The organism is Neisseria sp. P0001.S005, assembly GCF_051963715.1.
In genome coordinates this window covers 1-14,061 of record NZ_JBQCTZ010000005.1, presented here as the reverse complement: position 1 = coordinate 14,061, position 14,061 = coordinate 1, and the positions used below count along the sequence as shown (strand labels likewise).

Genomic DNA, 14,061 nt, shown 5'->3' with positions numbered 1-14,061 from the left:
AAAATTGAATTGGGGATTAGAAGAAGGTATCAAGTGCTGCCTGAAATTTCAGACAGTACACTTTTATCTAACTACTAAGGCAGAGAACAACCTTCGGGCATAATAATTTCACAATCATCCAATCCGCCCTTTTTGCAGTTTTGCAAAGCTATTTGCTCAGATGTTCCTGGATGGCCTGCACCGGTAACTACAACGAATTTATTTTTAATTTTTCCTACTGCTGATGCAACACAACCATTCTGTACCCATACAATTACTTTGCATGGGGTATTCTTGCTTCCACGTTGACAACGCTGAATTGCAGCCTGTTGAGCTTCAGCCTTAGAATTATGATTCAGAGACCCCGCAATATGACCAACCTTTGAACTATATGCTAAAGCGCCAAATTTTGGGGGTCTATGAACATAAATGTGTTCAATTGTTTGTTGTGACTGCTTATGTGCCTGAGAACAATTAGGATTGTAACCATATTGGCATAGCGTTGGATCATTTTGTAATGCACCTTTGGTTACATCATATGTAGGATTTGTTGCCAAAGCTGTATTTACCAATCCTATTGCAAATATAAAATATAAGTATTTCATCAGTAAGATCCTTTGTCCGATTTTGTTTTGCCTATTGAGGTTCTTGAGTCTGACTAGCACCAAATTTAGACTGACCAATAGGTTTAACAGTATTAGAACCAAAGCCTTGGTTAGCGTTTCCATATCCTCCTGTAGTATAACTCGATATAGGTTGCTGATACTGATCCTGGTAATAATTCATAGGCTTATCAATATTTGAAATTTGTTGTCTACTTGCCCCACCATCCAAATGAGGCGGAACTTCTTGGCGATTTCCATTTCCATTGCCGATGACTGAGTAAGCACTGAAGCTGCCCATCACACCGTTAAACCACATACCTGCCATAGGCGGTACGGTAATCAGCAGGGTAGAGAGCATCAGACCCAAGCCCAGCTGTTGGGTAACGGTTTCCATAATGCCGGTAGTGCCGCCTTCACCGATGATAGTTGCCACAAATTTGCCGGCTGCCGCGCCGCCGAATAAGTGGCCCACCAAGTCCATGGAAATCTCCGCCATAACGCCGAGCAAGACGCTGGAGAAGATGGTAGCCAATCCGAAGTATAGCCATTTTTGGAACAGCGGAGCGGTTCTTTTGAACAGAAGGCATAAAATAAAAATAGGCGCGAAACCGACAAACAGGGAAATCGCGATACGGTACATGATGAGCATGGTGCCTGCCACGACGGCTGGACCTGCCGTACCTACCCCGGCAAACCATTTGGCTTCGGAAAGCTTATCTTCCAGATGGTCGTCATCTGCTGTATCGATGGCAGAAAGGCTGGATAGGACAAGTTGAGTTGTTTTCAGGTTTAAGTCGATTTTACAGCCGGTAATATAGGAGGTCTGTTCGGTCAGACACTCGCTGCCGAAATCGTTACTACCATGCATAACTTGACTGATGCCATTGGCAAGATTATCAGTCAACACACGGACGCTAAAGCTGCTACCTAAGGAGACCCCAAGTGCAATGGCAATAACAACATAGTTTTTACCAAGGTTAAAAATAAATCCTTTGAGGCCTTCCTGACTCCGACCTGTTACGATCAGATAGCCCTGAACCATAATCCATAATGTCAGCAATGCCAAAACCATTGTAAGGGCGAGATTTAAGTTCTTAGATAAGACTACTTCGGTAAAGTAGCCGATTCGCGCATAAAGATAGTCGCGAATGCCGGTATAAAGGAGTAAATCCATCATAATGAGAAGAGCTTTCGATTAATTTTTGTAAAACAATGGGATGATTGATTTGTTTGGGCCGTCTGAAACCGATCCGGTTCAGACGGCCTTATACTCAATTGGATTTATAGATCGGTTTGGTTTTGCTTTCGATTTCTTTTCTATCATCAACTACGTCTTTTGCTTTTTCTCTAAAGCGATTCGTAGCTTCAGTCAGTTTGCCGTATGTAGTTACTTGAGTAATTTTTTTGTTCAAACTGCTGCCGGTAAGCTGCTCTTTGGTCAGCATTTTACGCATTGAGTTGTAATGTGCAATCATACTGTCTAAAGTTTCAATTCGGTTCTTGTACTGATTATACTTGGCAATTACGGCATTTACTTGTATCTGTACATTGTTTTCGGCAGTTTCAGCTTTACCTGCCTGATTCGAGTAATTAAAACCTTTCGTGTCTTTAGACAAAGGGGTTGCAGCAGCCATTGAATTTGCTGATTTGCCTTGAGATTTTACCAAGCCGTTGATTCTATCAAAATCATCTTTAAGCTCCTTATCTATTTTAACCAGCAGGTCATATTTTTCTTGTTCTAATCCTGTAATTTTTAGACAAATCGTACCTGAGGCAGGGTTGTTTTGTTGTATTTCCCTGCATTTTTTCTTGCGTCGCTCAAACATTTTTTTTGCTTGAGAAGATTCTCGAACATTTGTATCTGCGCCTTTTAATTTGTCCAATCCCCCACGAGTGAGAGCGGATAATTGAGCCTGCCAGTTCATCAGCTGTTGGAAGGCATTGGTCATCGCTGCTCCATCAAATACCGGAATACCTGTTGCCGTTACGGATGTATTTCCCAGCATTCCTGAGCACACTAAAACTGCTGCCAGTTTTTTCATTGTGTTTTTCATTTGCTTACAATCTTTCTTAAATTAAATTATTTAAACGTATCCAAGTTTTTTGTTTTTCAGTAAGGAACATCTGAAATACTTGCTGTTTTCAGACGGCCTTTGGGTTTATTCGTCTATACGACTAATCCGCGTTGCGCATCACGTTGGTGGCTGCTTTCTTACCAGAACCCTTACGTTCATCGTAGAAGGTCTGTAACCAATCCTCCGGTCTTACCGCATCGATGCCGACACCAAGACGTTCGGCCGTTTTTTTGATGATGCCGTCCATGATGTCGATGTTGTCGGTACTGGCGGAGATAACTGCCAATTCATCGTCAAATCCGCGTAGGTTGAGCTGGCATACTGCGGAAGCATGACCCTGTTTGACCAAGAAGCAGCGGCTGCGCTCGTCCAGGCTTTTAATCACTTGGAACTCTGAATCGGTCAGCTTCAGTCCATCGATGTAGTCTTTTTTATCTGCATTCGGATTTGGCAGCAGTATCATGGTAGCTGTCTGCTCAATCAGTGCGGCGGAAATATCGCTTTTGAGGGCGTCTTCCGGAGACTGGGTGGCAAAGATACCCATACCGTTTTGCTTACGGATGGTTTTTTGTTTGTTTTTAGCAAACTCTTTCAAGCCGCCTTCGCCATCAAGGATTTTCCAGAATTCATCCATGATGTAGATGAAGCGGCGGCCATCGATAAGCTCTTCCATTCGATGAATAAGATAACCGATGACTGGATCGCGTACCTGTGGGTTTTCAATCACGTCGGTGTAGTCGAAGCCGATGATGTTGGCACCACTGAAGTCGATTTTGTCCTGAGGGTTATCAAAGACCCAGCCGAGACTGTTTCCTCTAGTCCATTTGCGGATATTGGCATAGAGGGAATCGTCGCCAGTATTGGGTAGCGATTTTTGGAAGTTGGAAATACTACGCAGCGCTGGTGGGGTATCAAGCATGGCTCGCACGGCGCGCAGGACGTCGTCGTCTTCTGCTGCTGAATAGTGCGCCTTGCCACCTAATTGCTTCATAAGGCCACAGAGGAATTGGACATTTGCCTCTGTATTTTCGCATTGGAAGGGGTTGAAACCGGTCGGCTGACCGCTTTCCAGCGCCATATAGGCACCGCCGCAAGCTCTGACGAAGATCTCGGCACCACGGTCTTTATCGAAGAAGAAGATAGTGGGTTTGGGATCGTATTTTTGTACCTGGCTAAGGAGGAAGTTGATAAGGGCTGTTTTACCTGTACCGGACTTACCAATAACCATGGTATTGGCAATGGCTTTTTCACCTTCGGAATCTTCACCTTCAAGGGTTGCATGGAAGTTAAAGTAGTAGGGCTGACCATTGGTTGTTTGAAGAACGGTAACGCATTGCCCCCATGGGTTGCCCTCACGTTTACCAACGGCAAAGTTGTGAAGAGGACAGAGGCCCAAGAAATTTAACGATGAGAGGTTGGCAATGCGGGTGCGGTAGTTCCAGTTGCCTGGAAGTTGGGCATAATATGCGGCGCAGACAGCTAAGTCTTCTTTAGTCGTTACAAAGCCGGCATTGGAAAGTTCGGCTCGGGCAGAGGCAATGTTTTGGGAAAGTTGCTCTTGGCTGTCGGCATAGATAGCAAGGCTAAAATGGTAGCCGCCAAGAACAAAATTGCCAGATGCGAGCTGGTCCATTGCATGGTCGAGTTCTGCAATTTGGGTAAAGGATTTGTCGCCGGAAGAGATCATCATGCCACGAGTGCGCTCGAGGGTTTTCATAGCATCGTATCGGCTCATTGGGCTGAAGCTATGGGTGATGACGTATTCAACATCCAAATATTTGAGACCATTCAGTATCCCAGGGTAGGTACCATCAGGATATTCTTTAAGGTTGAGTATGGCCCCGTAGTGGTTTTTACCCTCAGGAGTACGGACGATATAGTCGCCGGTTTTGGAAGAAAAGAGATGTCGACTAAGGGGTAAGTAGTTGTAAACTGGTGCAGGAAGTACAGGAACTGGCTCGTTAACGCGGTTAAGGATGTAACCGAAAAGTTCGAGGGTTTCAGAGAATACAGTCCCGTTTTTACCTTCGTACATACCAAGTCGGTATGGATGGTAGTCTTTGAGAACAGCTTCAAGGTTGGTTGCTAATTCGTTAAGTGTACCAATAGCTTGTTCCTGCTCGGCTTTGAGACGATCGATATTACCCGATTTATCAACGAATTTTTTGCCATCGACAACTGGGCGATAGATCATGGTCAAGTAAAGCTCGTTATTCATGAGCTTTTCTTGGGAGAGTCGAGAGAAATAACGATCAGAGAGGCTTTGGTTGAAAGACTCTTGAAATTCAGGACGTAAATCGATATTACGATGACGTCGAATGTCATGTACCCAAAAGGCGACATTTACGTAGTCGGGGGCACGCAAGGATTGGAGCAAACGGTTAAATGTATTGTGTTTGTGCTCAAGCTCCCATTCTTCACGACCTACGAAGGGGAGGCCGGATAGATGCCATGTTGTCAGGTAATCTCCACCAGTGGTTTTAACAATGGTTGGAGAGACATGAGTGGATAGGGATACGAATTGACTGATTGATGCGTCAGGAGTAAACATTGATAAAATTCAAAAAGCTGTCAAAAAATCTTTGGATTTCGAAACGACTCTAGTCGATATCCGTAAGAAAAGTGAGAAAAGGGCATGGGTAGTTGCCGGTGTTGCTACTTTTTCTTCTTTGTGCTTGCTCGGGGGGTTATTTTATATCTTGCCGTTGAAAGAAAAAGAACCTTATCTTGTCATGGCTGATATTTATACAGGACAGGCAACAGTTGCCAAGTTGGCTGGTGATTGGAATAATTTCGATATTACTAAAAATGAGGCAGTGAACAAGAGTAATATTTCTCACTTTATTATTGCAAGGGAGTCTTTTGATAGTCAAATCATTTATGATAATGATTGGGCTACAGTTTATTCTATGTCGGTAGCAGGTGTGTCTGACAGTTATCGTAATCTAATGAATAAAAGTAATCCTAACAGCCCGTTCAATCTTTACGGCTCAACTCAGTCAATTCGCGTTAAAATTTTGAGTATCGTTCTTAATAATAGCGGAAAGGCTGATGGCCGTGATGCCAGTGCGACAGTTAGATTCCAAAGATTTTTATTGAATAAGAGTACTGGTATATCAAGATTCATAGATAGTAATGTTGCTACTCTAACCTACACTTATAATAGTAATTTGAAGATGGATGAAAAGTATAGGTTAAAAAACCCTCTAGGATTCCAAGTGTTGTCTTATCGTGTCGATCCTGATGCCAGCGAATCTTCTGTTCAAGATCTGTCTTCTGATTATCTTTCTAGTGGAACATTGCCTGAAAGTCAGACTCAGCAACAAATACAAAGTGTACCTCAACCAGAAGTCCCTACATCTGTGGATAATGCTGTCCCCGGTACTTCTCCTATATCTGTTGAAAGTGGGAATTAATAATGTTAAAAAAAATGGTTTTAGCAGCAACAGCAACGTGGTTGTTGCAAGGAAGTGTCTATGCTGCAGCTATTCAAGAATATACGTTTCAAGAAAATACGACATATCCAGTTCATACTGCACAGGGTGTGGTTACACAAATTGAACTTGATTCTCGTGAAAAGGTTAAAGATTTTGGTGCAGGTCTGAGTGGTGGTTGGGACTTGGTGCGCCGAGAAAATGTATTTTATCTGCGTCCAAAATCTGATGCAGTTGATACAAATCTCATTGTGCGTACTCAGGCACATCAATACATTTTTGAACTTAAAGTTATGAAAAATGTTGTAGGTAACTTGGCTGACGCTTCAGATAAGGGAGTGAATTATCAAGTTAAATTCAGATATCCTGATTCTACAGACTTTAGTCTCCGGACAAGTACTTTAGCTGGTTATAGCCTGAAATATGATTCTTCTAAAACTTACAATACTAATTATGATGTGGCTGTAAGTGACACATCTCGTTGGCTAGTTCCTTTAAAGGTTTATGATGACGGTAGATTTACTTATGTACATTTGAGTAAGGGAAAATTCACAGGAGATTTTCCTACCGTTTATGGTCGAAAGTTTGAAAGAGGGACTGAGTTTGTCCTAAATAGTAATGTTGAAGGTAATGTGGTTATTATCCATGGAACTTATCCGTTTTTAGTTTTAAGACATGGAGATGATGTAGTTGGGTTGAGGAGAAATTGAGTATGTCTGATAAGCTAAATAATGAACATCATAAAGATAGTGAGTCATCACAAAACTTATATTCAAATCAGTATGAGCAAGATCAATTGGCAGGGCTGGAGGAGAATGCTCCTCAACTGAATGCTCCAGTTGATCGTACTGTTAACAAAAAAGCAATTGCTTTTATTGTGGCAGCGGGATTTGGATTGGCTGGGTTAGGGGCATTTGCATATCATCAATTTAGTGGCACTGAGGAGACACCTCCACCGGAACGTCCTCAGGTGGTTACTGTTCCAGATTTACCTGCTCCGGAGCCTCAAGCTACTCAGATACCTCCGGTTGACTTAGTGGAAGAGCAGAAGCCTGATCCAGAGAGTTCTAAAACTACCGAATCTGTTACACCACCAATAGAAACACTATCTCCACCGATAATAGATACCCCTCCGCCTATAATTCCTAATATTCCCGTGCAGCCTGCGGATATGTATGCCAACACGGATTCTAAATTTGTTGAAGATGGGGAGGCTGCTCAGAAAGAATCGGGAGCAGGCATAGCTCAAGCTAATGCTGTCCGTTATATGCATAACAGGGATAAATTACTTTTGCAGGGTACTTATTTACGCTGTGTATTAGAAACTAAAATTGTTTCTGAAGTAAAAGGGTTTACATCTTGTATCATCACTGAGCCTGTATACTCTGCCAGTGGAAAATATCTCTTGTTGCCGAAAGGTTCGAAAGTAATGGGACAATATGGTTCCAGTAATCCTACTGGCCCGCGGATGGAGGTCATTTGGAATCGAATCATAACACCAGAAGGCGTTGATGTAACACTAGAATCCCCTGGAGTAGATAATCTTGGTGCGGCTGGCCATGTTGGTAAATTTAAGTCTCATTGGGGATCACGTTTGGCATCGGCTTTATTGATTAGTATGATTTCAGATGCTTTTAAATATGCTGCTACTGAATATGGTCCACAAGGACAAACAGTTACAACCAACACATCGACTACCACTAATCCTTACGAGAGTGATACAGCCAATACATTGAAGCAACAGGCTATCAGCCAGCTTGAGCGAAATAATGCTCGTCCTAATACAGTAACGATCAACCAAGGGACCTTGATTAATATTTATACTGCCCAGGACATTGATTTTAGTTCGGTTATGCAGTAATTTTAAAGGGCCGTCTGTTTTTTCAGACGGCCTAATCATTATGTGTTTATCATAAAGGATAATTGCTGATGAAGCCTCTCGTCCTACTATTATCTATAGTTCTATTGCCAGCTGTATCCCTAAGAGTTTGTATAGAGCAGTGTGCATGAGTATTATCAAAAAAAGCAAAAAATATTTAGTTCAAACATACAGTGAAACTGCCAAGGATAGTACTAAAAGAGAGTGATAAATTTCATAATACACTCATCACCTTAACCTTAGGCTATCTGAAAACTAATATCTTCACTAGAAAGCTAAAATAATCTATTACTTTGACTTACAGGTATTGAAATGACTCTAAAAAACAAATCTATTATTACGGTAGTTTTACTATTAATTTCTTTCATATTAGGCTGTTACCTTTCAGGCTTTATCCTGCTGCAATGGTTAGGCTTAGATAAAACTCCCTTACTACTTACAACATGGTTCAAATATTATAATACGCTGGATATTCCTCAGGTTGCCAAATATTCACTACAAATTAAAACATCAGGAATTGTTGGATTTGGTTTTACTTTTCTGATTGGTCTGCTTGGTTTAATTCCTATTTGGCGTACAGCTTCCCAAAGTCTTCATGGAGAAGCACGATTTGCCGGGATGGCTGATTTGACAAAAGCAGGATTTTTCAAACAAACGGATACTTCAATTGTCGTCGGTAAATACAACGGCAAATTGTTACATTACAATGGCCAGCAATTCGCATTGTTGGCAGCGCCAACACGTTCGGGTAAAGGTGTCGGTATCGTTATTCCGAACCTGTTAAGTTATAAAGGATCGGTAGTGGTTTTGGACATCAAACAGGAGAACTTCAATTTGACTAGTGGCTACCGCAAAGAAGTATTAGGTCAGGAAGTCTATTTGTTCAACCCGTTTGCCGAAGATGGAAGGACGCACCGTTGGAATCCGTTTACCTATGTTTCTTCCGATCCTGACCAGCGAGTATCGGATTTAATGTCGATAGCTGCAATGCTATATCCTGATGGGGATAGTCGTGATAAGTTCTGGGTAGCGCAGGCAAGAAATGCGTTTTTGGCGTTTTCACTTTATTGTTTTGATGAGTATGAAGCAATGGCTGATTTTCCCGTGGTGGGCAAAGAAAATGAGCCGGCCTGTACATTAGGAAAAATATACCGTCTTTCATCAGGTAATGGAACAGAACTCAAGGAATACTTTACATCTCTATCACAACAACCATACCTCAGCGAGGCTACAAAAACTGCTTTTTCCGGTTTAATCTCTCAAGAAAAAGAAACCTTCGGTTCTATCATGGGTACATTTAAAGAACCCCTCAACCCGTGGATTAATCCTGTCATTGATGCCGCCACTTCCGCTGATGATTTTCTGTTGACTGACGTACGTAAAAAGAAAATGACTATTTATATCGGCATTCTTCCTAACAAACTTGCTGAGTCAAGAGTCATTGTTAACCTCTTTTTCTCTCAACTTATCAACCAAAATACGAAAGAGCTGCCTCAGGACAACCCAGATTTGAAACACCAATGTATGTTGTTAATGGACGAATTCACAAGTATTGGTAAAGTTGAAATTATTGCTCATTCCGTCAGCTATATGGCAGGTTACAACATTCGCCTATTTCCGATTATCCAATCAGTCGCCCAGCTAGATGCTGTTTATGGCAAAGAATATGCGCGTACTATTATCACTAACCATGCTTTGCAAATCATCTATACACCTAGAGAACAGCAGGATGCAAATGAATACTCCGAAATGCTAGGTTATACCACAGTGAAAAGAAAAAATGTCAGCCGTGGACGTGAACGTAGTGTCTCAGAAAGCGAAGAGCGTCGCGCACTGATGTTGCCGCAAGAGTTAAAGGCAATGAGCCAAGATAAAGAAATTATCCTTTACGAAGGTATGTCACATCCGGCGCAAGTGGGGAAAATCCGTTATTACCAAGATGGAACATTTACCAAACGACTGATGGAGACAGTGAAAGTTGCCTCGTTAAAAGGAAAACGGTAATAGTAATAAAAGCTCAAGGCCGTCTGAAAATTAAATTTCCAGAATGATTAAAAAGGAATTTATATGAAACTATCAGCGATTACAGCCATATTAACTGTATGCTTGGTGACCTCCTGTACTCCGCAGATTAGTAATAAAAATATTAAGGATTCTTCCAAGATGCAGAATATACAAAAGGAAATAACTATGGAACAAGTGCGCAATCGTTGCCGAAGTATGTTGCACAAAGTGGAAAATCGGGATGATCTAATTAAGCAGATGTATGATACGGCATTTAAAGATGACTGCCTTTATACGATGTACGCAAGTGAATTACAAGAGATTTGGCAAATACCCGTAATAGAGGCATATGATTATATGCAACATAATCAAGATATTCATTCATCTATAGGTATGTATGTCGTTTTCAGGCATACTGAACTTAAATCTAGTTTATATATTACTCAAACAAAAGAGTACCTAGATAAAATAGGTAGCATATTTCCTGAAAATGCATTCCCTAAATTTTTTCCAAAGCCTATGACACATGAAATACCTGAGGGGGTGTATTTAGATTTTGAGTATTCAGCCAAAAGAAAAGATGATGACTCAATAAAAGAAAGACTAGATTATTATTGGAGAGAATCAGGCCGTGAAATAATTGCTACTAATTCTGGGGGAGGTGCAATTTTAGCTTTAGAGTTTTGTAGCAATCTTAAAATGAGCCCAATGCCATAAGGAGTTTTAGGATGCCAAAGATTATACTGAATAAAAGAGCAGAAGCAGAATTGATGACACTTGGTTTTCATAAAATAAGATTCAATAATCAAATGTCTGAACTAGATAGAATTAAGCAAGACTCAGAATTAGTGGAGCAAATTAACCATTTCGCTAGTAAAGGGGGACATATCAAACCTGCTCCAAAAAATCGTGAAGGAGCATATTATGATCCGAAAAATAAAAGTATCCATTTTGAACAAGATATCCGATATATTACCGCTAGAACAATGTCTCATGAGGTAGGACATGCATTAGGTAAACATCAAGCTAAATCAGCTAGTTATTATGATACTGCTAAGGCTTATGCTCAAGCGCGAGGCTATGGAGAAGCTGAGGCGATCTTTAACGAAGCGCGTATGGTTGCTTACGAAGAAAGATATAATGGTAGGGCATATAGTACAGGAATTAGTGGTAATCTTTACCCATACGTTAAAGGTAAGAGTTTTGGAGAGGTTAAAGATTTAATTGCTCGCCAGAATATGTATGGTATGTACCCAAGTAATGGAACTGGATCAATCAGAATGACTTATTATGAAACTGATATTGAACATTTCCTGAATACCCGTACTAATTTTTCCAAAGACTTTAAAGAAGCATCCATAAGCCCTAATTCCAAACAAGTATTTGTTAAACATATGGCAAATTATGACACTTTTGGAAATAAGGGCAACAATAAAATTGTTGCTGATGGATCATATAGCCGTGATAGTTTATTAATAGGCAGGGCTAAGACTTATTTAAAAAGTGGGGCATATATGTATGGAGATGCCGGAGATGATGTTTTAAAAGGTACTAATCAAAATGATATTTTATTAGGCGGTAGTGGTAATGATGTATTAATTGGTGGTAATGGTAATGATATTTTAGCCGGTAATTCTGGAAGAGATAAATTGTTTGGTGGTAAAGGACATGACAAATATCGTGCTGACAATTTAGATATTATCCGAGATTCAGACGGCAAGGGTGAAGTATCATTGAATGGCTATATATTACAGGGTGGTGTACGTGATTTATCTCAACCAAACCGTTTCGTTTACCGTAGTGCTGGAATGGTATATGAATGGGATAGAAATACGGGGACATTAGATATAAATGGTCTTAAAATTGAAAATTTCAAAAATGGGGATTTAGGCATTCATTTACAAGAAAAGAAAACAGGCCAATATAGTAGTGGTGTCAGAGATAGTAATAGTATTAGAGTACATTCTGCTACAGGAATAGAGAGTACTAAGATTTTACATCAACCTAAGAGCAACATAGCGCATGCTCCTGTTCCTGGCGATTGGGATAATATGCAATCTGTGAAGCCTTTAAAGTTGGAAGCTATCCCACAACATGCTCAAAATATCTATCAGCAAAGTAAACAAATTTTTACTGAATTCTGTAATAAAAAGGATATTAGCTACGATGAAAGAAGCTTAGATAATATTGCTATGGCATTGGCTGCTGAAGGATATGCAAATAAGATGCGAGGGGCTTCTTTAATCAATATCAAAGAGAATGGTCAGATTCTTATTGGTGATAAGGCTCCTGAATTAAGAACTGCTTCTGTGGATATGCAAAAAGCTGCAGTTACACCGATAGAGGAAAGTCTTATAAAGGTACAGGTAACAGCTCAGCAATTTGAATTAGAAACACAGCAAAGACAGTTGTCACAAGTACAAGCTCGGGGAATATAGGTGTTTCTTAATCTTGAATAAAAAACTTCCTCAAGTTTTAAATTTCATTATAATCGCATATTTTAAATTAATTTATTTTTAACTATGGATGAATTAAACTCAACAATTTCAGCGGATTTCTTAGATTATCAATATGAAGTATTGGGAATTACCTCTTTCTTAAAAGATCCTGATGTGACTGAGATTTGTATTAATAGACCAGGAGAGGTATTTTTAGAAACCTCTCAGGGTTGGAAAAAGGTAGAAGTAAATACGCTAAACTTTGATAGGGCACGTCAGTTCTGTACAGCTGTTGTTAATGAAAGTAATACTGGTCAACGAATTACAGAAGCAGAGCCGATGGTATCGTTGACATTCCCAACAGGACAACGTGCCCAATTTGTGATTCCTCCTGCCTGTGATGCAGGAAAAGCTTCAATTACGATCCGTTTGCCATCAAAACACACAAAGAGCTTAAGTCAGTATAGTAAAGATGGTTTCTTTAGTCAGATTATTGAGTTAAATGGAGAATTATCTCCTCAAGATAAGGAATTAGTAGAACTGAAGAACAATCGGAACTACGAAGAATTTTTTAAAAAAGCCGTTGAATATAAAAAGAATATAGTCGTTTCAGGTGCAACTGGCAGTGGTAAGACTACTTTCATGAAAGCATTGGTTAATCACATTCCTTTAAGTGAGCGACTAATCAGCATTGAGGATGCTAGGGAACTATTTATTCCTCATGAAAATGTAGTTCATTTGCTTTACTCAAAAGGTGGACAAGGTAGTTCAAATATTACGGCAAAAAGTTGTATGGAATCCTGTCTGCGTATGAAGCCGGACAGAATTATTCTAGCAGAGCTACGTGGTGACGAATCATTTTATTTTATTCGAAATTGTGCATCTGGACACCCGGGATCTATTACAAGTTGCCATGCTGGTAGCACAGAACAAACATGGGATCAATTGGCATTAATGGTAAAAGCATCACCAGAAGGAAGTGGTCTGGAGTTTGAGGTTATTAAAAACCTGCTTAGGCAGACCATTGATATTGTTGTGCACATTAAAGCTCATGCTGGACAACGTTATATTACGGGTATTGATTTTAACCCTATTAAAACTTAATGTTGAAGATGACGCAATTGAAGCAATATATCATTGGATGATACAGAATGTGTGAAACATGCAAAGCAACTGTAGGCTTATGTTGTTAAGGTTGTGATATTAATGAAGGTTTAAAGGCTGTCTGAAAATCTTTCAGACAGCCTTATATATTGCGCCCTATCGCAGGGGCATTTTTAACATAACTAAAGCCCCTTTAACAAAGGGGCTTTTTTATGTGCATCGTCTTCTACACCGTCAATCCTGAACCGCCTAAATTTCCAAAATCTTTCATCGTTCGTATTTTCAAAGACGATTCTGACGTTACCCGTTGTCTTAAAACTGTCAATTTTCCCATATCTTCCCCCGACCGTATTCCACAGATTAGAAATGCCGCCAATGAATACGGTCGTTTGTTCGTCCGCGAAATTATCAGCAAAGAGGTGTCCCAATGAAAAACATCAGCACCGAAAAAGCGCATGAAGCCGCGTTTGGCGGTGGCAGCGTAAGCGACACGCCAAAGGCGGATTCACGCGCGCCGATGGCGCCCCCCTTATCTAACAGGGG

General features: G+C 40.5%; 12 protein-coding genes. 8 read left to right on the top strand and 4 right to left on the bottom strand.

Features of this window, described 5'->3' with window-relative positions; translation table 11 throughout:
- Positions 1-74: 74 nt before the first annotated feature.
- The 4 genes from ACTHSP_RS01580 to ACTHSP_RS01565 form a co-directional block, all read right to left on the bottom strand.
- Positions 75-584 (bottom strand): DUF4189 domain-containing protein, encoded by a 510-nt coding sequence (locus ACTHSP_RS01580; protein ID WP_049352206.1) that lies wholly within the window; start codon positions 582-584, stop codon positions 75-77.
- A gap of 31 nt (positions 585-615) precedes the next feature.
- A complete protein-coding gene (locus tag ACTHSP_RS01575) occupies positions 616-1,761 on the bottom strand; it encodes a type IV secretion system protein (protein ID WP_049352204.1) in 1,146 nt (381 codons plus the stop codon).
- Between the two features lie 94 nt (positions 1,762-1,855).
- Positions 1,856-2,626 carry a hypothetical protein gene (locus ACTHSP_RS01570; protein WP_152333342.1) on the bottom strand — a complete coding sequence of 257 codons (771 nt, stop codon included), beginning with the start codon at positions 2,624-2,626 and terminating at the stop codon, positions 1,856-1,858.
- A gap of 133 nt (positions 2,627-2,759) precedes the next feature.
- Complete coding sequence (locus ACTHSP_RS01565) at positions 2,760-5,210, bottom strand: VirB4 family type IV secretion/conjugal transfer ATPase (protein WP_440345500.1); 2,451 nt, start codon at positions 5,208-5,210, stop codon at positions 2,760-2,762.
- A 31-nt stretch (positions 5,211-5,241) separates the two neighbouring features.
- Between ACTHSP_RS01565 and ACTHSP_RS01560 the strand changes: the two genes are divergently transcribed.
- From ACTHSP_RS01560 to ACTHSP_RS01525, 8 genes are all read left to right on the top strand, one after another.
- On the top strand, positions 5,242-6,075 hold the full coding sequence (locus ACTHSP_RS01560) for a virB8 family protein (RefSeq protein WP_440345499.1): 834 nt from the start codon (positions 5,242-5,244) through the stop codon (positions 6,073-6,075).
- 2 nt (positions 6,076-6,077) lie between these two features.
- Positions 6,078-6,803, top strand: a complete 726-nt coding sequence (locus tag ACTHSP_RS01555) for a TrbG/VirB9 family P-type conjugative transfer protein (protein ID WP_049329378.1) — start codon at positions 6,078-6,080, stop codon at positions 6,801-6,803.
- A 2-nt stretch (positions 6,804-6,805) separates the two neighbouring features.
- Positions 6,806-7,954, top strand: coding sequence for a TrbI/VirB10 family protein (locus ACTHSP_RS01550; protein ID WP_049329379.1), 1,149 nt, complete (start codon positions 6,806-6,808; stop codon positions 7,952-7,954).
- Positions 7,955-8,284: 330 nt separating this feature from the next.
- Positions 8,285-9,976, top strand: coding sequence for a type IV secretory system conjugative DNA transfer family protein (locus ACTHSP_RS01545; RefSeq protein ID WP_049352198.1), 1,692 nt, complete (start codon positions 8,285-8,287; stop codon positions 9,974-9,976).
- Positions 9,977-10,039: 63 nt separating this feature from the next.
- Positions 10,040-10,693, top strand: coding sequence for a hypothetical protein (locus ACTHSP_RS01540; protein WP_224783486.1), 654 nt, complete (start codon positions 10,040-10,042; stop codon positions 10,691-10,693).
- Between the two features lie 11 nt (positions 10,694-10,704).
- Positions 10,705-12,414 (top strand): calcium-binding protein, encoded by a 1,710-nt coding sequence (locus ACTHSP_RS01535; protein ID WP_053090744.1) that lies wholly within the window; start codon positions 10,705-10,707, stop codon positions 12,412-12,414.
- A gap of 84 nt (positions 12,415-12,498) precedes the next feature.
- A complete protein-coding gene (gene virB11, locus ACTHSP_RS01530; protein ID WP_049329383.1) occupies positions 12,499-13,518 on the top strand; it encodes a P-type DNA transfer ATPase VirB11 in 1,020 nt (339 codons plus the stop codon).
- A gap of 212 nt (positions 13,519-13,730) precedes the next feature.
- Positions 13,731-13,949, top strand: coding sequence for a hypothetical protein (locus ACTHSP_RS01525; RefSeq protein ID WP_440345498.1), 219 nt, complete (start codon positions 13,731-13,733; stop codon positions 13,947-13,949).
- Positions 13,950-14,061 lie beyond the last annotated feature (112 nt).